This is a genomic window from Nocardia sp. NPDC059154 (assembly GCF_042755705.1).
GTDB lineage: Bacteria > Actinomycetota > Actinomycetes > Mycobacteriales > Mycobacteriaceae > Nocardia.
In genome coordinates, this window is sequence record NZ_JBHZCS010000022.1 from 117,124 (window position 1) to 136,001 (window position 18,878).

At 70.1% G+C, this 18,878-nt stretch carries 19 protein-coding genes and 1 pseudogene; 7 read left to right on the forward strand and 13 right to left on the reverse strand.

Annotation, left to right across the window (positions count from 1 at the left end; translation table 11 throughout):
• The 6 genes from ACFXN1_RS20570 to ACFXN1_RS20595 all read right to left on the reverse strand — a co-directional run.
• The coding region (locus ACFXN1_RS20570; RefSeq protein ID WP_379463647.1) for a M4 family metallopeptidase at window positions 1-718 on the reverse strand (718 nt) is incomplete at its 3' end.
• Window positions 719-737: 19 nt separating this feature from the next.
• Complete coding sequence (locus ACFXN1_RS20575; protein WP_379440303.1) at window positions 738-1,685, reverse strand: trypsin-like serine peptidase; 948 nt, start codon at window positions 1,683-1,685, stop codon at window positions 738-740.
• A gap of 250 nt (window positions 1,686-1,935) precedes the next feature.
• Window positions 1,936-2,670: an SDR family oxidoreductase gene (locus tag ACFXN1_RS20580; RefSeq protein ID WP_354839226.1), complete on the reverse strand. Its 735-nt coding sequence runs from the start codon at window positions 2,668-2,670 to the stop codon at window positions 1,936-1,938.
• Between the two features lie 318 nt (window positions 2,671-2,988).
• Window positions 2,989-3,882 (reverse strand): LysR substrate-binding domain-containing protein, encoded by an 894-nt coding sequence (locus tag ACFXN1_RS20585; protein WP_379440301.1) that lies wholly within the window; start codon window positions 3,880-3,882, stop codon window positions 2,989-2,991.
• Window positions 3,883-3,957: 75 nt separating this feature from the next.
• A complete protein-coding gene (locus tag ACFXN1_RS20590) occupies window positions 3,958-4,182 on the reverse strand; it encodes a hypothetical protein (protein WP_379463648.1) in 225 nt (74 codons plus the stop codon).
• Between the two features lie 229 nt (window positions 4,183-4,411).
• Window positions 4,412-5,314, reverse strand: coding sequence for a LysR family transcriptional regulator (locus ACFXN1_RS20595; protein WP_379440298.1), 903 nt, complete (start codon window positions 5,312-5,314; stop codon window positions 4,412-4,414).
• A gap of 131 nt (window positions 5,315-5,445) precedes the next feature.
• On the opposite strand from ACFXN1_RS20595, the gene ACFXN1_RS20600 reads away from it, so the two are divergent.
• Together ACFXN1_RS20600 and ACFXN1_RS20605 are read left to right on the forward strand one after the other, a co-directional pair.
• Entirely contained in the window at window positions 5,446-5,757 is a 312-nt protein-coding gene (locus ACFXN1_RS20600; RefSeq protein ID WP_379398364.1) for an EthD family reductase, read from the forward strand.
• 174 nt (window positions 5,758-5,931) lie between these two features.
• Window positions 5,932-6,096: pseudogene (locus ACFXN1_RS20605) on the forward strand (heat-shock protein HtpX); the annotation flags it as partial.
• Window positions 6,097-6,173: 77 nt separating this feature from the next.
• Here ACFXN1_RS20605 and ACFXN1_RS20610 read toward each other — a convergent pair.
• The 4 genes from ACFXN1_RS20610 to npt all read right to left on the reverse strand — a co-directional run bounded on the left by ACFXN1_RS20610 (window position 6,174) and on the right by npt (window position 8,527).
• On the reverse strand, window positions 6,174-6,311 hold the full coding sequence (locus ACFXN1_RS20610) for a hypothetical protein (protein WP_379440297.1): 138 nt from the start codon (window positions 6,309-6,311) through the stop codon (window positions 6,174-6,176).
• Between the two features lie 43 nt (window positions 6,312-6,354).
• The gene (locus tag ACFXN1_RS20615; RefSeq protein ID WP_379440295.1) at window positions 6,355-6,750 is read right to left on the reverse strand and encodes an ester cyclase; all 396 of its coding nucleotides are present in this window, start codon (window positions 6,748-6,750) and stop codon (window positions 6,355-6,357) included.
• Between the two features lie 149 nt (window positions 6,751-6,899).
• Complete coding sequence (gene truB, locus ACFXN1_RS20620; RefSeq protein ID WP_379440294.1) at window positions 6,900-7,853, reverse strand: tRNA pseudouridine(55) synthase TruB; 954 nt, start codon at window positions 7,851-7,853, stop codon at window positions 6,900-6,902.
• Complete coding sequence (npt, locus tag ACFXN1_RS20625) at window positions 7,853-8,527, reverse strand: 4'-phosphopantetheinyl transferase Npt (protein WP_379398784.1); 675 nt, start codon at window positions 8,525-8,527, stop codon at window positions 7,853-7,855. The genes truB and npt overlap by 1 nt, the downstream gene beginning before the upstream one ends.
• 237 nt (window positions 8,528-8,764) lie before the next feature.
• Between npt and ACFXN1_RS20630 the strand changes: the two genes are divergently transcribed.
• The 3 genes from ACFXN1_RS20630 to ACFXN1_RS20640 are packed head-to-tail and all read left to right on the forward strand — an operon-like array spanning window position 8,765 to window position 12,557.
• Complete coding sequence (locus ACFXN1_RS20630; RefSeq protein WP_379398359.1) at window positions 8,765-9,310, forward strand: (2Fe-2S)-binding protein; 546 nt, start codon at window positions 8,765-8,767, stop codon at window positions 9,308-9,310.
• Complete coding sequence (locus ACFXN1_RS20635; protein ID WP_379440292.1) at window positions 9,307-10,314, forward strand: FAD binding domain-containing protein; 1,008 nt, start codon at window positions 9,307-9,309, stop codon at window positions 10,312-10,314. The genes ACFXN1_RS20630 and ACFXN1_RS20635 overlap by 4 nt, the downstream gene beginning before the upstream one ends.
• The gene (locus ACFXN1_RS20640; RefSeq protein ID WP_379440291.1) at window positions 10,311-12,557 is read left to right on the forward strand and encodes a xanthine dehydrogenase family protein molybdopterin-binding subunit; all 2,247 of its coding nucleotides are present in this window, start codon (window positions 10,311-10,313) and stop codon (window positions 12,555-12,557) included. Before ACFXN1_RS20635 ends, ACFXN1_RS20640 begins: the two co-directional genes overlap by 4 nt.
• A gap of 70 nt (window positions 12,558-12,627) precedes the next feature.
• Here ACFXN1_RS20640 and ACFXN1_RS20645 read toward each other — a convergent pair whose 3' ends face one another.
• The 3 genes from ACFXN1_RS20645 to ACFXN1_RS20655 form a co-directional block, all read right to left on the reverse strand.
• A complete protein-coding gene (locus ACFXN1_RS20645; RefSeq protein ID WP_354839205.1) occupies window positions 12,628-13,584 on the reverse strand; it encodes a metallophosphoesterase in 957 nt (318 codons plus the stop codon).
• 85 nt (window positions 13,585-13,669) lie between these two features.
• The gene (locus ACFXN1_RS20650; protein WP_379440289.1) at window positions 13,670-16,126 is read right to left on the reverse strand and encodes an Ig-like domain repeat protein; all 2,457 of its coding nucleotides are present in this window, start codon (window positions 16,124-16,126) and stop codon (window positions 13,670-13,672) included.
• A gap of 27 nt (window positions 16,127-16,153) precedes the next feature.
• A complete protein-coding gene (locus tag ACFXN1_RS20655; RefSeq protein WP_379440287.1) occupies window positions 16,154-17,836 on the reverse strand; it encodes an Hsp70 family protein in 1,683 nt (560 codons plus the stop codon).
• Between the two features lie 49 nt (window positions 17,837-17,885).
• Between ACFXN1_RS20655 and ACFXN1_RS20660 the strand changes: the two genes are divergently transcribed.
• Together ACFXN1_RS20660 and ACFXN1_RS20665 are read left to right on the forward strand one after the other, a co-directional pair.
• Window positions 17,886-18,410 (forward strand): nucleotide exchange factor GrpE, encoded by a 525-nt coding sequence (locus tag ACFXN1_RS20660; RefSeq protein ID WP_354839196.1) that lies wholly within the window; start codon window positions 17,886-17,888, stop codon window positions 18,408-18,410.
• A gap of 63 nt (window positions 18,411-18,473) precedes the next feature.
• The coding region (locus tag ACFXN1_RS20665; RefSeq protein WP_379463649.1) for an SDR family oxidoreductase at window positions 18,474-18,878 on the forward strand (405 nt) is incomplete at its 3' end.

The window sequence follows — 18,878 nt, forward strand, 5'->3', positions numbered from 1 at the left end:
GTGCTTTCATCGACCGCAGCGCCGGTGTCAGCAACGGCCCCACGATGTCGGCGCCGATGAGCCAGTCGGCCTGTGCGGCGTTCTGGCCCAGGCGGTACTGCTTGACCAGCGACCCGAACACGTCGGAGATCGATTCGTTCAGCGCACCCGACTCGCCCGAGTAGACCAGGTTCGCTTCGTGCTGGGTGACGCCGTGGGTCAGCTCGTGGCCGATCACGTCGATGCCCCGGGTGGTGTCGGTCAGGATCTGGCCGTCACCGTCGCCGAAGAACATGCGCCCCTGACCGTCCCAGAACGCGTTGTCGAAGGCGGTGCCGTAATGCACCAGCCCGGCGATCGGCATACCCTGGCCGTCGATCGAATCTCGTTGAAACACATCCCAATACAGCGAGTAGGTGGCGCCGAAGCCGTCATACGCCGCGTCGACGGAGGCGTCCCCGGACGGCGGGTCGCCTTCGTGCCGGACCAGTGTGCCCGGACCCGGGCTCTCCGAGTGCCGCTGGTCGTAGATCCAGCGGTGCGGGGTGCCACCGGCGGCGGCCAGCGCGAGCCGGACGGGCGCGACGAGCCGGGCGGCGACCTCGGCACGAGCTTGCCGGAACGAACTGTCCCGGTCCAAGGCCGTCAGGACCGCCAACCGCTGCTCGTGCGTCGCTTCCCGCGCCAGCGAGACCAGCAGGTCGGGCGGCAGAATGCAGGCGAACGAATGCCTTCTCATGATGTCTCCCCCTCGGTTCTCAGGCGCGAACGAGGCTTCGGTTCGACGGATCGGAGATCCAGTCGAGCAGGCCCTTGACGTCCTGGGTGAAGTACGGCCCGTATTCCACCGTGTCGCCGTCGTTGATGTGAAAACTCTGCAGCCCGTTCGCATATTGGCGCGCCGAACCGTTGAAATCGGTGATCCACGGTCCGCCGCTGCTGCCGTGCTCCATATTGTCGTTGCTCAGCCCGATGGTGCCGGTGGTCGAACTGGATTGCACCGTGCCCAGGGCCTCGTCCATCTTGTTGCCGTCGAACGGCGGGCTGGGTGTCGCGGGGTAGCCGACCGCATCCCAGACCCGGCCCGCGGTGGCGGCGTTCCACAACAGCCCCAGCCAGCCCACCTGATTTCCAGGGGCGCTGTCGAACCAGATCATTCCGTAGTCGAAGGCGCGATCCCCGCCCTGAGTCCACGCCGTCCAGGCCGCGGCAGAGTTGTAGTTGAAGCTGTAGGCGGGGTCCGAGGTGGCGCGACTGGGATAGGACGGGAAGAACGCCAGATTGGTGGACCAGCTGCCGTTGCCGAAGACGCAGTGGCCGGCGGTGAGCAGGACGTTCGGCGCGACGAACGCCGCCGATCCGGCGAAGTTGCTGTTGTTCTGGGTGAAGAACAGCTTGCCGCAGGTGGTGTACGGGTAGGCGAGCGGGTTCAGTACCGGGTCGGCGTCGCTGGTGCCGCCATGGCCCGAATCTCGGTGCGCGCGTGCGGTTCCATTGTGACCCGCCGGGGTATGTCCGGCCTTTCCGGATGGCTGCGGTGCGATCGCCTGCCGGGGCCGTGCGGCCTTACGCTCCCGCGGCAGCGGAACCGGGATGGCCGCGGCTCGGCGTTCAGGCGTCCAGTATTCTTCGCCGGCCTCGACGCCGGCCATTTCGGCCGGGCCAGATCCGACCACGTAGTTCTCGTTGTCGCGTGATGTGCTCATTGCGGTGATCTCCTCTTCGGGCGGTTTCCAGCAGGGTCGAATCTGCGGGATCATCGAATGACCCAGCCGGAGAACGAGTTCGGAGGCCGCGAGTAGCCACAGCCCCCCTCACCCCCGAGGCCGGTAATGGATGGGCCCGTTTCGCCCCTCTACAGGGTGAGCCGGTCCGAACCGGAGGGCATGAGTACTCGGCTACTCGAATCGACGCGTCGGCAATCAGGCAGCATCCGGAGAACCACCGGCACCGAGATCAGACGAGGCGGTGCCCGCCGTCCACGTGCAGGACGGTGCCGGTGACGAAACCGTTGCCGATGACCGAAAGCACGGCGGCCGCAATGTCGTCCGGTCGACCCAACCGCCTGGCGGGCAGCTTCTCGGCCATGGCCGCCAGCCGTTCCTGCTTGTCCTCCCAGGGCATCGATTCCCAGATGTCGGTCAGCACCCAGCCGGGCGACACCGCGTTCACCCGAATCGGGCTCAGCTCCACCGCCAGCGCCCGCGTCAACCCCTCCAGCGCGGCATTCACCGCCGCCACCATGGCCCCGCCCACCGCCGGGCGGTAGGCGGCGATCCCGGAAATGAAGGTGAGCGAGCCGTTCTCCGTCAACCGCGCGTGCTTGGCCAGCAGCATCGACCCGATCAGCTTGGTCTCGAGAAAGCCGCGCCCGTGCTCGAAGTCGAAGGTGGCGACGGGGCCGTACGCCCCGGCCAGATCGGCGGCGGTGGTGATCACATGATCGACGGTCCCGACGGTCTCGAACAACCGCGAAACCTGTTCCTCGTCAGCGACATCCGCGACGACGGCACTCACCTTCCCATCCCCGAGCTCCCGCACCGCGTCGGCCAGTCGCTGCTCCGACCGGCCGACGATGATCACCTCGTTGCCCGCCGCCAGCAGGGCGTCGGCGATCGCCTGGCCCATACCGGAGCCGCCGCCCACCACAACCGCCCGTCCGACCTGTGTTCCGAATCCGTTGTCTGTCATGCCATTCAGCAAACCGCCGGCGCGCACCCCGCGTCCACGACGCGCGGTCGAACAGCTGTGAGGCCGGGGCTAACACCGCAGGCCGGCCGCGTGCGTCAGGGCTGGAACGCCGCGAGCCCGGCTCCAGCGCCCGCTGGTCCGGGCCGGCGAACGCGGGCACCTCCGGCGCGGTGGCCGCCAGGTCGAACAGCCGCTCGTTCAAGCCCCGCGCCGGGGGCCCACGCCGTCGGCCCACACGGTCACCGCGCGATCCAGCAGGCGGCTGCGGTTGTCGCCGCCCGGACCGTTTCTCGAAGTCGAGGTCCGGGCGGGAACCGGTCAGCTGGAACCGAGGCGGAGGCCGCCGGCGAGGGCGTCGGCCATGGTGTGCAGCAGGGGGTTTCGGGTGGTGGTGCGCCAGGCGGCGGCGTAGGTGATGACCAGGGGGCGGGGTTGCAGCGGCCGCCAGACCAGGCCGGGGACCGTCGCGGTGCGGGCGGAGCCGACGCCGATGGCCCCGGGGCGGAGCGGAAGCAGCTGCAGCATCTGGGCGTGACTCATGGCGCTGTCGCTGAGGACGACGGTCGCACCCCGCTCGCGCAATTGCGACAGCACCGAGTCGTGGACCTCGGGGGCCGCGTCGCGGGCGAACATGATGAGCTCGTGGTCGCCGAGGTGCGCCGGTTCCACCGAAACCGCTGCCGCGAGCGGGTGTTCGCGGGACATGACGATGCCGAGCTCCTCGTCGGCGATGGGGGTGCAGGTGAGGTGATCGGCCAGCCGGACCGGCATGCGCAGCACGGCCAGGTCGACCTCCTCCCGATCCAGCAACCGCGCCTGGTCGCCGCTGGTACCGGTGGACAGCGCGATGCGCACCCCCGGCTGCCGGGCCTTGAGCAGCGCCTCGAGCCGACCCGGCAGCCAGGCGGGCGCGCCGTTCACGATGCCGAGGCGGAACACCGCATTGCCGGGCTGGGCGACCGCACGGGTCTCGCGCAGCGCTGTCTCGGCCGCCTCCAGCACGCTCCGGGCGGTCTTCAACAGCACCTCACCCGCGGCCGTCAGCTCCACGCCATGACTGCCGCGGATCAGCAACGGTCCGCCGACCTCACGTTCGATGGCCCGGATCTGCTGGCTCAACGTCGGAGTGGAGATGAACAACCGCTCCGCCGCGCGCCGGAAATGCAGCTCCTCCGCCACCGCCACGAAATACCGCAACTGCCGCAATTCCACCCTTGAAGAGTAGGCGGCCATGCGGGTGCGAGGTTCATCTCCTCGGTGGTTCGGGTGGGCGATTGCGCCCGCACCTCACAGGCCCTGCGCTGCCAGCCAGGTCAGGGTGGCGTCGGCGATCTCGGCCCAGCCGTGGTCGATGGTCAGCGAGTGCCGGTGAACACCGACCGCGATCCGGCCACACCGCTGCTGCTGGTCACCGGCGGCCAGGACCATACGGTCGTCCCCGAGGTCATCACGACCGCGACGCTGAAGCAGTACCGCCACAGCGACGCCCCCACCGAACTGCTCTCCGTCCACGTCCTCGATGCCGTGATCGGCGATCGACTCCGGCGCGGAACGGCGTCCGCCTGTCGAACTACACGGTCATCGAAGCCGCCTCCGCCGGAACTGTCGAGTTCACCGGGCGCATCAAGTCGGTCGACCTGGCCAGCAAGACCGCCGTCGTCGTCATTACCGCGAAGTCCGCGGGCCGCAAGGTCTTCGGCCTCGCCACCGCCGACGTCCGTCTCGCGTGACCTGCTGCGCGTCAGTCCGGCAGCCAGTGCAGCTCGTGTGCCAGGGTTTTGGCGACGGTACGGATGCGGCGGTGTAGTGGCGACTGCACGCGCGGGAGGACCAGGTGGATCGTCAAGGTGGGTGCGCCCTGCAGCGGTCGCCACGTGAGACCGGCCGGTGCTGTCGTGACCGCAGTTTCACCGGCCGGGGCGAGGGTGAGCCCGTCGCGTAGGTCGCGCTGAGACATGTCGAAAGAGACTGCGGGCGTGTGGAATCGGGGGTTCGGCCGGGTGTCGCGGAACAGTGCGGACAGCTGGTCGTGGATCACGGGGTTGGCGGTGCGGTCGGGGAGTCGCAGCGGATACGCGGCCGCATCGGCGATTTCGATCTCCGGGTGTTCGGCCAGCGGATGATGCTGTGCCAATTGGACCCCGACGCGCACACGCCGCAGCAGGAACCGGCGCACGCCACGACCCGGCTGTTCACCGCGGGTGATCCCCGCATCGATGCGGCCGTCGGCGACCGCGGGGGAGATCTCCGGTGTCGCCATCGGGACCGCGCCGACCTCAAGTCCCGGGCTGCTGCGAATGAGCCTGTCTACCAGGGCCGGTGCTGTCTCGGCCCCCGCGCTGAGGCTGTATCCGATGCGCAGCGTGCCCAGTTCACCGGCCCCCGCATTCCGGGCGGTGTCCCATGCCCGGTCCAGCGCCGCCAGCGCGGGCGGCGCGGACTCCGCCAAAGCCGCACCGGCCGTGGTCAATACGACGCTACGCGTGTTGCGAACCAGCAGGCTCGTACCGAGTTCCGTCTCCAATCGGCGCATCCGGGCACTGAGTGCGGGCTGCGCGATACCGATCCGTGCGGCCGCGCGGGTGAAGTTCAACTCCTGCGCCAGCACCAGAAAGTACCGCAGGCTCACCGTATCCGGCGCCACATGCCCTCCCCCTCGATTGATAACGATCCGTTCTGAGCCTATCGCGTCCCGGTCTTTCCCTCGACCACACATCAAGCCCTAACCTGCACATATGACGATTCAACCGACCGCGGTAGATGCAGGAGGCAGTCATGCATAAGTTGGTGGTCCTATATCCCAAGCCCATCGACCCTGACCACTTCCGCGACTACTACGTGACCAACCACCTTCCGCTGGTCATGAATTGGCCCGGCCTGCTTGCGTGGCGCTACAGCTTCGACGTGGCGGCGACCAAGGGAGAAGCGCCGTATTTCGCGGTCTTCGAAGCCGACTTCGCTGACGCCGCCGCCATGGCCGCGGCGCGGGCGTCGGAGTACGGCCAGCGGGCGGCCGCCGATGTCGTCAACTACGCCACCGGCGGTGTGGTCGTCATCGACTATCCGGTGCAGGACGGCATCGGCTGAGGCAGGACGGTACGCTCCGGGACGCGTTCGGTCGGCCGTTGCGGCCAGGTCCGGCACTCGGCGGAACGCCGTTCGCGGTTGCCGGTTCGTTGAGCGTCAAAGGTGGGCCGATGTCCTGGCCGGATGTCACGGTGGTTGATGCGTGCGTGCGGCGCGACGGCCGGGGCGGCAGCCATGGGCTGCGGCGACACCTGCCCCTACTTCCCCGGAATCTCCTACCGCGACTGGAAACTCGACGACCCCGCCGGACAAGGCATCGACGCGGTCCGCCCCATCCGCGACCAGATCGAAGCCCACATCCGCGACCTGCTCACCGAACTCGGACTCGATCCCCGATGACCAGCACAACACCTGTCGCGATTTGCTACAGTCACCGCGAAAGCCGCTGAGCTGCACAAACCTACGACCGAACCGCCTCAGACTCCCGGCAACCCCCAGAGAAACCGCCCGTGGTCGAGCTCGGACAGTTCGGTGCCCGCGGCGCCTCGCAGCAACCGGTCGACGAGATCGACCTGCCCGAGCCCGAACGCGTATTCGGCGGCCAGCAGCAGCAATTCGGTGCACAGCTGGGCGGCGCGCTCCAGCGCCCAGATGGCGCTACGCCCAGCCCGGACTCGGGGAGGGGGAGGTGACGGTGGCCCAGCGTTCGGCGATGCGGCGGCCCTGGAAGCGCCACAGCACGAAGCCCTGGAAGCTGAGCGGCTGCCCGGTGGCGCGGTCGGTCCAGCGCCAGATGTTGCGGCACATCACCCGGTCGCCCTCGGCGAGCATCTCCACCACCGTGACGTGCAGGTCGGGCATGGCCTCGTACATGCCGAGCATCATCTTCTCGTCGCCGATCAGGTCGGTGGGGCGGCCGCCGGGACCGTCGTGGTCGAGAAAGTCGGGGGTCATATTGCGGTGGATGACAGCGGCATTGCGCCGGTTCACGAACTCCTCGAAATGGTCGGCGACGAACTGCTTCATGGATTCGAGGGAGAGATCGGTGGGCATCTTCGCCTCCTCTGCGCGACCGAGCGACCCTCTCCATGGTGCGCCCGGTCGCCCACGCGGCGTGCGGGATTGGGCAGCGCGGTGTCGGCGATTGGGCAGTGCCATACCAGAAGAGATCGGGCGGTGCCACGCCAGAAGACTGGGCCGCCTCAGAGATTCGCGGGGCGGACCACCATGACCGAGGAGGCGCGTTTGCCCGATTCCTGGAGCAGCGCGATGGCGTGCCCCTCGGGATCGAGGGCGGCGTAGACGCCGGGCAGGCCGATCGGGTCCAGCCAGCGGCCGTTGCGCAGGTCTTCGGCCTGGGCAACGGTGATGTCGCGGACCGGGAAGGCGGTGCGCACGGCGGTGTCGATGTCCAGGCTCAGCAGCGGTTCGCCCGCCTCGGCGGCCACGGCCAGCTGGTCGAGGGTGCGGGCGTGCTCGAGGGTGAAGGGGCCGACGCGGGTGCGGCGCAGCGCGGTCAGATGGCCGCCGACGCCGAGCTTTTCACCGAGGTCGCGGGCCAGGGCCCGGATGTAGGTGCCGGAGGAGCACTCCACCTCGACGTCGAGATCGACGAATCGGGTTGTGCCGGTGTCGATATCGCGGCGGGCGAGGACGTCGAAGCGGCTGACGGTGACGGGGCGCGCGGCCAGCTCCACGTCCTCACCGGCCCGGGCGCGGGCGTAGGCGCGTTCGCCATTGACCTTGATGGCGCTGACGGTGGCGGGCACCTGCTGGATGTCGCCGGTCAATGTGGCGATGTGCGAGGCGATCTCGGCGTCGGTGAGATGCCCGGCCGCGGTGGTCGCGGTGACCTCGCCCTCGGCGTCGTCGGTCACGGTGGACTGCCCGAGCCGGATGGTGGCGGTGTACGCCTTGGTGGTCAGGATCAGCTGCCCCAGCAGTTTGGTGGCCCGTTCCACACCCAGCACCAGCACGCCGGTGGCCATCGGGTCGAGGGTGCCGGCGTGCCCGACCTTCTTGGTGCGCAACAGCCTTCGGCTCTTGGCGACCACGTCGTGGCTGGTCCAGCCGCCGTCCTTGTCGACGATCAGCAGGCCGCCGAAGGCGTCGACCAGCGGCGGCAGCTTCTCGCGCTTGGCCTGCACCGCGCCCATCAGGCCTCCACGATCGCGGTCAGGATGAGGCCGTCGCTGATCAGCCAGCGGCCGTCGAACGAGGTCAGCGGACTGCCGCCGTCGGTGACCGAGCCGGGGACGAGCAGCTCGGTGTGGAAGGTGCCCGCGCCGCCGCCCGCGGACTCCTCGTCCACGGTGAAGGTGATGTGCGCGTCCTCGAAGCCCAGCCACCGGCCGGTGAGCGGGAACCACGCCTTGTAGGTGGCCTCCTTGGCGCAGAACAGCAGCCGGTCCAGATGCAGATCGGTGCCGGGCAGCACGGTCCGCAGCCACTGCCGCTCGGGCGCCAGGCTCACCGAGTCCAGGACGCCGTCCGGCAGCTGACCGTGCGGTTCGGCATCGATGCCGATGGACCGGAAGCGCAGTTTGTGGCCGAGCGCGGCAGCCCGGTAGCCGTCGCAGTGGGTGAGGCTGCCGACGATGCCGCGCGGGAACACCGGTTCACCGGTGCCGCCCTTGCCGATGGCGACGGCGGGCTCCCCCAGCTGGGCCAGCGCCTGCCGGGCGCAGTAGCGCGCGCCGATGAAGTCCCGGCGCCGCTTCTCGACCGCGCGGGCAATCAGGTGCTCCTCGCCGGGGTGCGGTTTCAGGTCCTCCGGGTACGCCGTCAGTTCGGCCGCGGCGACCCCGTTGGGCACAATCCTGCCGAGTATGCGCGCCGACTCCGTCGCCGCGACTGCCCGCTCCTCGATGACCCGCCTCCTGCTCGCTTCCGGCACTGCCGAATCGAGCCTACCGGGCGGGCGCGGGCGGCTCCGCCGGTCATCGGGGAGCGCTCTTCGCCGGACACCGCCGCGGGTCCGTTGCTAGGCTTTTGCCAGCTCATATCCAATCCGCAGTCCGCAACCATCGCGGCGCTCCCGGCGAGTCCGCGAGGCAGGAGGCGCGATATGACCGTCGAACCATCGAAACGGACCGGCTCCGCGCCGGCCGGATTCATCGGGCCCACCCGCACCATGACCACCCTGCGCGTCAACGGCCACGACCACTACACGGTGCTCGAACCCCGCACCAGCCTGCTGGACGCACTGCGCGAGCACCTGCACCTGACCGGCACCAAGAAGGGCTGCGACCAGGGCGCCTGCGGCGCCTGCACGGTGTGGATCGACAATCGGCGGGTGCTGGCCTGCCTGACCCTGGCGCTGGCCGCCGAGGGCCGCGAGATCACCACCATAGAGGGCGTGGCCGACGGGGACCGGCTGCATCCGGTGCAGCGGGCGTTCCTGGCGGCCGACGGATTCCAGTGCGGCTACTGCACTCCCGGCCAGATCATGTCGGCCATCAAGTGCATCGAGGAGGGCCACGCCGAATCCGAGGCCGAGATCGCGGAGTGGATGAGCGGCAATATCTGCCGGTGCGCGGCCTACCAGAACATCCGGGAGGCCGTCCGCCAGGGCCGGGATGCCCTGCGGCGCGAGGAGGGTGAGCTGCCGTGAAACCCATCTCCTACGCCCGGCCGACCACCGTCGAACAGGCGGTGAGCACCGTGACCTCCAGGCCCGCAACGGTTTTCCTGGCGGGCGGCACCACCTTGGTGGACCTGCTGCGCACCGGCGCGCTGGAACCGGACAATGTCGTGGACATCACCTGGCTGCCGCTGGGCGGAATCCAGCACACCGCCGACGGCGGGCTGCGCATCGGCGCGCTCGCCACCATGAGCGAGGTGGCGGCGGAATCCGGTGTGGCCGAACGCTATCCGTTCCTCTCGCAGGCTTTGCGCCAGGGGGCGTCGGCGCAGTTGCGGAACATGGCGACCATGGGCGGCAACCTCATGCAGAAGGTGCGGTGCTCGTATTTCCGGGATCCCGCCGGCGCCTGCGACAAGCGCGCTCCCGGGTCGGGCTGCGATGCGATCGAAGGGTTGCACCGGGGGCACGCGGTGCTCGGGACCGGGCAGCGGTGCTTCGCCACCCACCCCTCGGATGTGGCGGTCCCGTTGACGGCCCTGGAGGCGACGGTCACCGTGTGGGGTCCGCGCGGGGAACGCACGATCGCCTTCGACGACTTCTTCCTGCTGCCCGGCCGCACCCCGCAGCTCGAGCATCCGATCGCCCCCGACGAACTGATCACCCGCATCGATGTGCCCGCACTGCCGTTCGCCCGCAACTCGCACTATCTGAAGGTGCGCGACCGGGAGTCCTACGAGTTCGCGCTCGCCTCGGCGGCGGTCGCGCTGAGCGTCGCCGACGGCACGGTGCTGGATGTGCGGATCGGGCTGGGCGGTATCGCGACCAAGCCGTGGCGCGCCCGGATCGCCGAGCAGTTGCTGATCGGGGTGTCCGCGACCCGGGAGAACTTCGACAAGGCCGCGGCGATCGAAGTGCAGGGCGCGGACACCTCGCATCCCATGAACGCGTTCAAGGCGGAACTGGCGCGGCGGACGCTGGTGCGGGCGCTGGAAACGGTGTCACCGCAACCGCTTTCGGGAGCGACGCGATGACCGCCACCGCAGCCCGGCCGCTGATCGGGCAGGGATTCGATCGGGTCGACGGGCGCGCCAAGGTCACCGGGGCGGCGCAGTACACCGCCGAGGTGCCGCTGGCCGGGCTGGTGCACGCGGTGATCGTGGGCGCGCGGATCGGCAGCGGCACAGTGCTTTCCATCGACAGCGGGCCCGCGCTCGCGGCGGGGGCGGTCGCGGTCTACACGCACGAGAATCTGCCGAAGGTGGCAGCCATCCCGTCACAGTGGCCGTCCGGCTTCGGCGGGCCCGCGCCCGGGCAGACCTTCTTCCCCTTGCAGGACACCACGATTCACTACTACGGCCAGCCGATCGCCGTGGTGGTCGCGGATACCTTCGAGTGCGCCCAGCACGCGGCCGAGCTCGTGACGGCCGACTACGACGCGCAGCAGCCGCTCATCCGGCTCGAGGACGGACGCGACGCGCAGTATCAGCCGAAGACGGTGTTCTGCGGTCTCGTCCCGGCCGTGCAGTCGCGTGGGGACTTCGAGGCGGCGGCCGGCACCGCGGTCCACACCGTCGACGCCACTTACCATTTCGCCGCCAACCACCACAATCCCATCGAGTGCTCGGCCACCGCGGCGAGCTGGGACGGCGACACCGTCACCGTGTACGACGCCACCCAGGGCGTGAGCGCCACCCAGGCCACGGTGGCCGCGTACCTGGGCATCTCACCCGCGAATGTGCGAGTGGTCGCGCACTACGTGGGCGGCGGCTTCGGCGGCAAGGCCCTGATCTGGCCGCATGTCACGCTCGCGCCCATGCTCGCCCGGGAACTGGGCCGCCCGGTCAAGGTGGTGCTCACCCGCGAGCAGATGTTCTACGGCACCGGATTGCGGGAGGAACAGGAGCAGCGGGTCACGCTGACCTGCGACGGCCAGGGGACCTTCACCGGGTTGCGGCACCACAAGCTGTCCGTCACCTCACCGTTCGACGACTGGGCCGAGGTGTCGCTGGGCGTGGCCGGGCAGGCGTACGCGATTCCGCACTGGGACGGGCAGTATCGCCTCATTCGCGGCAACCTCATGTCGCCGACGTTCACGCGCGGGCCCGGCGAGGCCTCCGGCATGCTCGCCATGGAGTGCGCCGTCGACGAGCTGGCCGCCGCCATCGGCATGGACCCGATGGCATTGCGCCTGCACAATCACGCCGCCATCGACCCGGCGAGCGGGCATCCGTGGAGTTCCGACGGGTACGCCGAATGCGTGCGAACCGCCGCCGAACGCTTCGGCTGGTCCGGTGAGACCGGGCGCGGCACTCCGCGCGTCGACGGCCACTGGCTGCTGGGCTGGGGCATGGCCACCGCCGGATACCCGGTGTACGAGCCGGGGCAGCCGCAGCGCGCCCATGCGCGGCTGCTCGCCGACGGGGCGCTGATCGTGCAGGCGGGTACCCAGGACTTCGGCACCGGCGTGGCCACCGCCATGGCGCAGGTCGCAGGGGACGCCCTGGGCGTCGAATTCGACCGCATCCGAGTCGATATCGGCGACACCGACTACCCGAACATCGCGGCGGCCGTCGGATCGATGGGTGCGGGCATGATCAGCGCGGCCGTGCACACCGCGTGCACCGATCTGCGCGGGCAGTTGATCGCGCTCGCGGTCGGCGATCCGGAGTCGCCGCTGCACGGGCGGATCGCCCCGGAGATCGAGGCGCGCGGCGGGCGGCTGCGGGCGCGCTTCAATCCCGCTGTCGGCGAGACGTATTCGGCGCTGCTGACCCGCCACCATCTCACCGACCTGGAGACCATCGGCACCTGGCACCCGCCGACCGGCGATCTGCCGTTCGGGCGCATCAGTTTCGGTGCGCAGTTCGCCGAGGTGGCGGTGGATCCGGAACTCGGGCTGGTCCGGGTGCGGCGCATGGTGGGGGCCTTCGCGCCCGGGCGGGTGCTCAATGCCAAGCTGGCGCGCAGCCAGGTGCTGGGCGGCATGAACTGGGGGCTGTCGCAGGCGCTGCTGGAGGCGACGCTGCCGGATGCGCGCACCGGCGCGTGGGCCAATCCGTCACTGCTGGAATACCTGCTGCCCGTCAATGCCGACGCACCGGAGGTCGACATCTCCTTCGTGGAGGTCAACGACGCGATCGTCAACCCGCTGGGTGTGAAGGGGCTCGGCGAGCTCGGCATGATCGGCGCGGCCGCCGCCATCGTGAACGCGATCGCGCACGCCACCGGTAAACGCATCCGCGAGTTCCCGGTGCGCATCGAACACCTGCTCTGAAAACCGGTGTCTCACCGGTGGATCGGGCCGGCCGCCGCGGCAAGCGGCCGGCCCGATGCCCCATCGGGTGTCAGGCCAGGCCGCGGCGGCGTTCGGCGGCTTCCTTCATCTTCAGGGCAGCGGCCTGCATTTCGGGGGTGATCTTGAAGTGGCCGCCCCACTCGTTGAGGGTGTCGCCGTAGTCGGGGACGGGGAGGATCTGGCGCAGGAGTTTGTCGGGGAGGCCGCGGCGCTGCCATTCGCGGGGGTAGCCGAGGGAGACCTCTTCGAAGCGGACGCCGTCGTACCAGGTGGTACGGGGGATGTGGAGGTGGCCGTAGACCGCGCAGACCACGTTGTAGCTGGTGTGCCAGTCGGAGGTGAGGTCGGTGCCGCACCACAGCGAGAACTCCGGGTACCACATCATGTCGACCGGCTTGCGCAGCAGCGGGAAGTGGTTGATCAGCACCAGCGGGGTGTCGGCGGGCAGGGCGTCGAGGCGGCGCTGGGTGTACTGGACGCGGGCGTGGCACCAGGCGTCGCGCGTCAGGTACGGCTCGGCCGAGAGCAGGAACTCGTCGGTGGCCACCACATTGCGGTCCTTGGCGATGGCCAGGCCCTCGGCCTTGGTCTTCGCGCCCTCCGGCAGCCAGGAGTAGTCGTAGAGCATGAACAGCGGGGCCAGGGTGACCGCGCCGCCGAACTCCTCCGCGCCCGCGCCCTCCCACACCGGGAACGGGTCCTCCGGTGTGACGACGTCCACATCGCGGCACAGCGAGACCAGGTAGTCGTAGCGGGCCGCGCCGTGCATCTGCACGGGATCCTTTGCGGTGGTCCACAATTCGTGATTGCCGGGCACCCAGATGACCTTGGCGAAGCGGCCGCGCAGGGTCTCCAGGGCCCAGCGGATGTCATCGGTCTTCTCGCCGACGTCACCGGCCAGGATGAGCCAGTCCTCGGGGGAATCCGCGCGGATCGCCTCGACCACCGGTTTGTTGCCCTGATGACCGACATGGATGTCGCTCACCGCCATCAACTTCGGAATCACCCAGCTCCGCCTCTCTGTTCGCGACCGGTCCTCGCAGCAACAGACCCGGCCCCCACCAGATTCCCATGCGGGGCCACAGCGGCTCTCAGCGCACCCAGCGAATCCGGGCGTCCGGGCCGAATCCAGCGGCGACAGTGAGAGTTCCGGTGGCATCGCGCCGGCAGGAAGCCACGGCGACGTGACAGGGCCGCGGGACCTCGGACGGGATCCGCACCCCGCCGTCGATCTCGTAGCGCATATTGGTGACCTTCCACCGGCGCGCCCGGGGATCCTCGGGATCCACCGGCGGGGCGTCGGGGCGGGCCACCACCATCACCTCGGTGATGCCGATCGGCCATTCGAAGACCAGCAGCCCGCGCTGTTCGGTCAGGCTGCGCACGGTGGGCATACCGCTGGGCCGGTCGCCATCGGGCCCGCCACCTGCGGCATCCGGCTCGCCGCCCTGGGCCGGATCGCGGCCCGAATCCCCATCGGACCGTGCCATTTCGGAGGACCGGCCGGAGACGGACGCCACCACCCCGTACACCGGCACCGGCCCGGTCGGCGCCCCGCCGTCCTCCAGCGCGGTGCCGCGGGTGCGGCCCACCACCCGCCACGACCCGTCGGCCAGCAGCCGCGTGACCCGGTACTCCACCTGCGTGGTCCGCGACGGGAGCCAGGCGATCACCACCGTCCCGTCCGGCTTGCGGCTCGCCGTCACCGTTCCCGGCGCGCCCACCTGCAATTCGGCCAGCGCCGCCAGCGCCTCGGCATGGTCGGCGCACACCTCGAGCACGGCCCGCACGGCCTGCATGCGCAGTCCCGGATCCGACGGCAGCGCCTCGAACAGCCGCCCCGCCTCCATCACCGCCGCCCGCGCCCGCCCGATCAGCAACTCCCGGCCAGCTCCCCGCGGATCGGGATTGGGCACATCCGCCGCCCGCCGATCCAGGAAATCCAGATGCTCGCCCAGCGCCTCCACGAACCGCCGCCCCGCACAACAGGACACGGCCGCCCGCCAGTGCACGGCCGCCTCCGCCAGCACCCGCTCGACCTCTTCCCCCACCGCCCGCACCGACCGCGCCCCCAGACTGTCGTCCCCGACCCCGCGCCGCGCATCGGTGACGAATCCGGCCGCCTCCCTGGGCCGTCCCGCCCGCAGCGAGGCCCGCGCCGCCCGCAACGCCGCCTGCCACGGCCGCCCCGCACCCGCACCGCCCGCCTCGCCCGTATAGGGCGTCCGCTGCCACTGCGCCGCCTCCGGCGCCTCTCCTCGACCTCGAACAGGTGCGCCACCGCCCGAATACCGTCGCCCGCCACCGGTTCCCGACGAGCCGCCCGCGCTTCCGGCAGCGGTCGCCGCATCGCGGTCCGGGCCGAAGCCGCCCGCCGAGTCGCCGCTGTCGGAGGCGGCCGGACCCTCACCCTGAGGGTTGCTCGCGGGGTCGCGGCCGAATTCGCTTCCGGCGGCCGCGCCGGTCCCCGATGGAGCACCATTCCCCGCCGAGTGGGTCGAAGTCGTTGTGGCGGAGCTGGTCTGCGCGGGCCCACTGGGGCGGGGCGGGGCGGCGAGGTGCTCGCGGCCTTCGACGGTGGTGCCGAGTTCGTCGGTGAGGGTGATGAGGATGCGTTCCGCGGCGGCGCGGTCGAGGCCGGCGGCGATGGCGACGCCGAGCAGGTAGTCGAAATCCGCTGCTACCAGGAGGTCTTCGACCAGAACGGCGGCGCGGACCTGGGGGCGGAGCTGGTCGGTGACCGTCTCGGTGATGGCGAGGAGGTAGGCGTCGACCATGGCGCCGCCGGGCTCGAGGACGTCGCCGATATGGATGAGGAGTTCGTCGAGGACCACGCGGATCCGGCCGGGCGGCAGTTCGCGGGTGCGGGCGCGCAGGGCGCCGGCGCGCAGGCGGATCTCGTTGGTGTGGTGGGCGGCGGCGAATTCCATGCCGAGCAGGGCCAGCAGGGTGGGGACCGGATCGCCGGAAAGCAGGCGCTCGTATTCGGCGAGGAGCGCGCGGATCTGCCAGCGGCGTTCGGAACTCAGGGCGGGCGCGGCGGGCGGCGACGCCGGCGCGGGCGCCTCGTCGATGATGCGGTGGCGGCGCACCCGGGCGGCGATCTCGGCCACGGTCAGCCCGCCCATCCGGCCGATGTCCTCGAGGCCGGGGATCTTGGCGGCGGGAATGCCGCCGTGCCGCGCCACCAGCCGCTCGATGGCGGCGTCGAGCATCTCGTAGCGCTCGGCCTCCCGCCGGGCCCGCAACTGCGTCACCCGATCCGCCTCGACGAGCCGGGAACCGGTGTGCAGCAAGGGTTCCGAGAGTTCGGCGTGCGCGTCTACCAGCAGCCCGGCCAGCACCCGGTACTTGGGATGGTCGCGCAGCTTCTGCCAGAACGCCCAGACCGCCTCGACCCGCGCCGCCACCTCGGCGTCGCTCAGCCGCGCGGCCTCCCCGAGCGGAATATCGTACAGCTCGAAGGCATCCGACTCACCGAGCCCGCCCCGGCGTTCGACGGCAGCGAGGACGCGCTTGCGGTAGTCATTGGAATCGAAGGCATGCATGGCTTGTCGTCGGATAGCGTATACCGGTCAGGAGTTGCGACGCCGGGTGCGCTGCAACTGATCCAGTTCGCGCTCCACATCCGCCTGCGACAGGGTGGCCCCGGTCTGCACCGAAAGCGTCAGCGGCAGATCGGCATCCACATGGTAGGCGGTCACGTGCAGCACGCCGTCGAATCCCATCTCGAAGGTCACCCGGACTTCACTACCCTCCGGATACCCGGGTGGAATGTCCCGAATCCTGCCCTCCACCAACACCTTCGTGTCCTCGGGCCGCGTCGACGCCGCCTGCCCCTGCTGCTCCACGATGGTCAGCTCGATCTGATCCTGGTCCGCCCGCACCGTCCCGTAGGACCGCCGCACGCGAATGGGCAGGGTCTGATTGCGATGCACCAGCCAGCTGGCCGCCAGCCCGTTGAACGGATCCAGCGCCAGCACCCCGAAGCCACGCGACACCACCGTGTCCACCTGGATCTCGATCATGCGGCGCACCAGGCTCACCGGCTGCCCGAACGAATCGGCCACTCGCGCCAGCGAGGCCTCCAGATCAACCGGATCCGCCTCGCTCAGCCCGGCGCCGTCGCGTAGTCGCCCACGGGTCGCCAGATCCGCGGCCACCAGCCGCTCCATCTCCAGCTTCTCGCCGTAGAGCGCGGCCCCGCGCGCCACCGACAGATCCGGATCGCGCAGCTCACCGATCAGCCCGAATTCCTTGTGCAGCTGCTCGGCCACCATCGGCATCCGCGACGAGCCGCCCACCAGCAGCAGCCGATCCACCTGCCGGACCCCGCGCTGCCCGGCCGCGGCCAGCACCGCCTTGGTGAGATCCACCGTGCGCCGCATGAGCGAGGCGGTCATGGCCTCGAGTTCGTCGCGGGTCAGCGGGATCACCGCCCGCGCGCCGTCGTGCGCGATCACCACCTCGGTGCTGTCGGCGGTGGTGAGCTCACGTTTGGCCTGCTCGGCCGCCAGCACCAGCAGCTGCGAGCCGACCGAATCGTCCAGGGGGTCTTCGGCATCCGGATTGGCGGCGCAGAACCGCTGGGACAGGTGCAGCGCCAGCCGCTCGTCCCAGTCCGCGCCGCCGAGCTGATGATCGCCCTCCACGGCCAGCACCGAGATGCGGCGGTCGGCGAGTTCGATGACGGTGGCGTCGAAGGTGCCGCCCCCGAGGTCGTAGACCAGCACGGTCTCGCGCGCCGGCGACGCGCCGATCTCGATGCCGCCGTCCAGGCGCCCGAAACCGTAGGACAGCGCCGCCGCGATGGGCTCGGACAGCACGCCCGCCACCTCGAATCCGGCGTAGGTGCCGGCCTGGATGGTGGCCCGGCGCTCCTCGTCGCCGAAGTAGGCGGGCACCGTGATCACCACCCGCCGCACCGGTTCGCCGCCCGCGAATTCGGCATCGGCGGCAAGGCTTTTCAGAATGAGGGAGGAGACCGCGGGCGCCGACCACAGCTGCCCGTGTGCGCCGAACCGCCACTCCGCATCTCCCATGCGGCGTTTCACCAGCGTGCACACGTGATCGGGATCGAGGCGGGCCTGCCGGCGCGCACCCTCCCCCACCACATGGTCGGTGGCGGAGGCGAACAAGACGACAGACGGGACGGTCGGTTCCCCATTGAGCCCGATCAGCACCTCCGGCCGGCCGTCTGCGTCAATCGTCGCAATTGCCGAATTCGTTGTGCCCAGATCGATTCCATAGACCCCCACGACGGCGATGGTAGCAGCCGGGACCGACTACCGGGTCTATCGTTCGAGCATGACCGATCCAGCCCCGGCGGCCACCCTCCCGGCCCTGCCCGCAGTGCCCGCCCCGACCGACCTACCGGCCACGACACTCGACCGCATCACCGAGCGCATCGACGACCTGGCCCGCGTCATCGCCCGGCAGGCCGCCACCATCGAGCGACTGGCCGACGAGGCGAAACTGAAGATCCGCGACGAGCGCGCCGAAGCCGACGCTCCCCTGATCCGCGACCTGTTCGCCCTGCACGGCCTGGCCCAGACCTTCGCCTCCACCACCGATTCGGAGCCGGACCGCCAGGGCTTCGAGACCATGAGCCGCCGGGTCGAGCGCATGCTGGCCGAGCGGGGCGGTGAGCTGGTGACGCCGTTCCGGGGCACGGACTTCGATCCGGACACCATGGAGGCCGCCGAGCTCACCGACACCGACGATCCGGCCGCCGACCGGACCGTGGAGTCGGTCATCCAGCCGGGGCTGACGATAGGAGATCGGTCCATCCGGCCCGCGAAAGTCGTTGTGCGCCGGTATCGCAGGGCCTGACCGGCCCCCGCCGCCCGAAACTGACACTTGTTCTATTAAGCGAAGGTGCTTAACCTCGGGCGCATGACCTATTCCGTTGTCACCGCGATCGTCACGGGTGCCGCCTCCGGCATGGGGAGAGCGCTCGTGACCAGGTTGCTGCAGCGCGGCGTGTGCGTCTATGCCGTCGACCGCGCGGTGGCGGGCCTGGACTCCCTGGCCGCGAGCAGCACCGGCGGCCTCACGACCATGGTCGCCGACGTCACCGACCGCGAGGCCCTCGCCGACGTGGTCGAGCGCGCCGTCGCCGAGCACGGGCGGCTCGACTTCATGTTCAACAATGCCGGCATCGTGGTCGGCGGCGATTTCGCCAAGATGACCGATATCGCCTGGAACCAGATCGTCGACGTCAACTTCTGGGGCGTCGTGCACGGCACCCAGCTCGCCTACGCGCGCATGCTCGAACAGGGCGGCGGGCACATCGTCAAT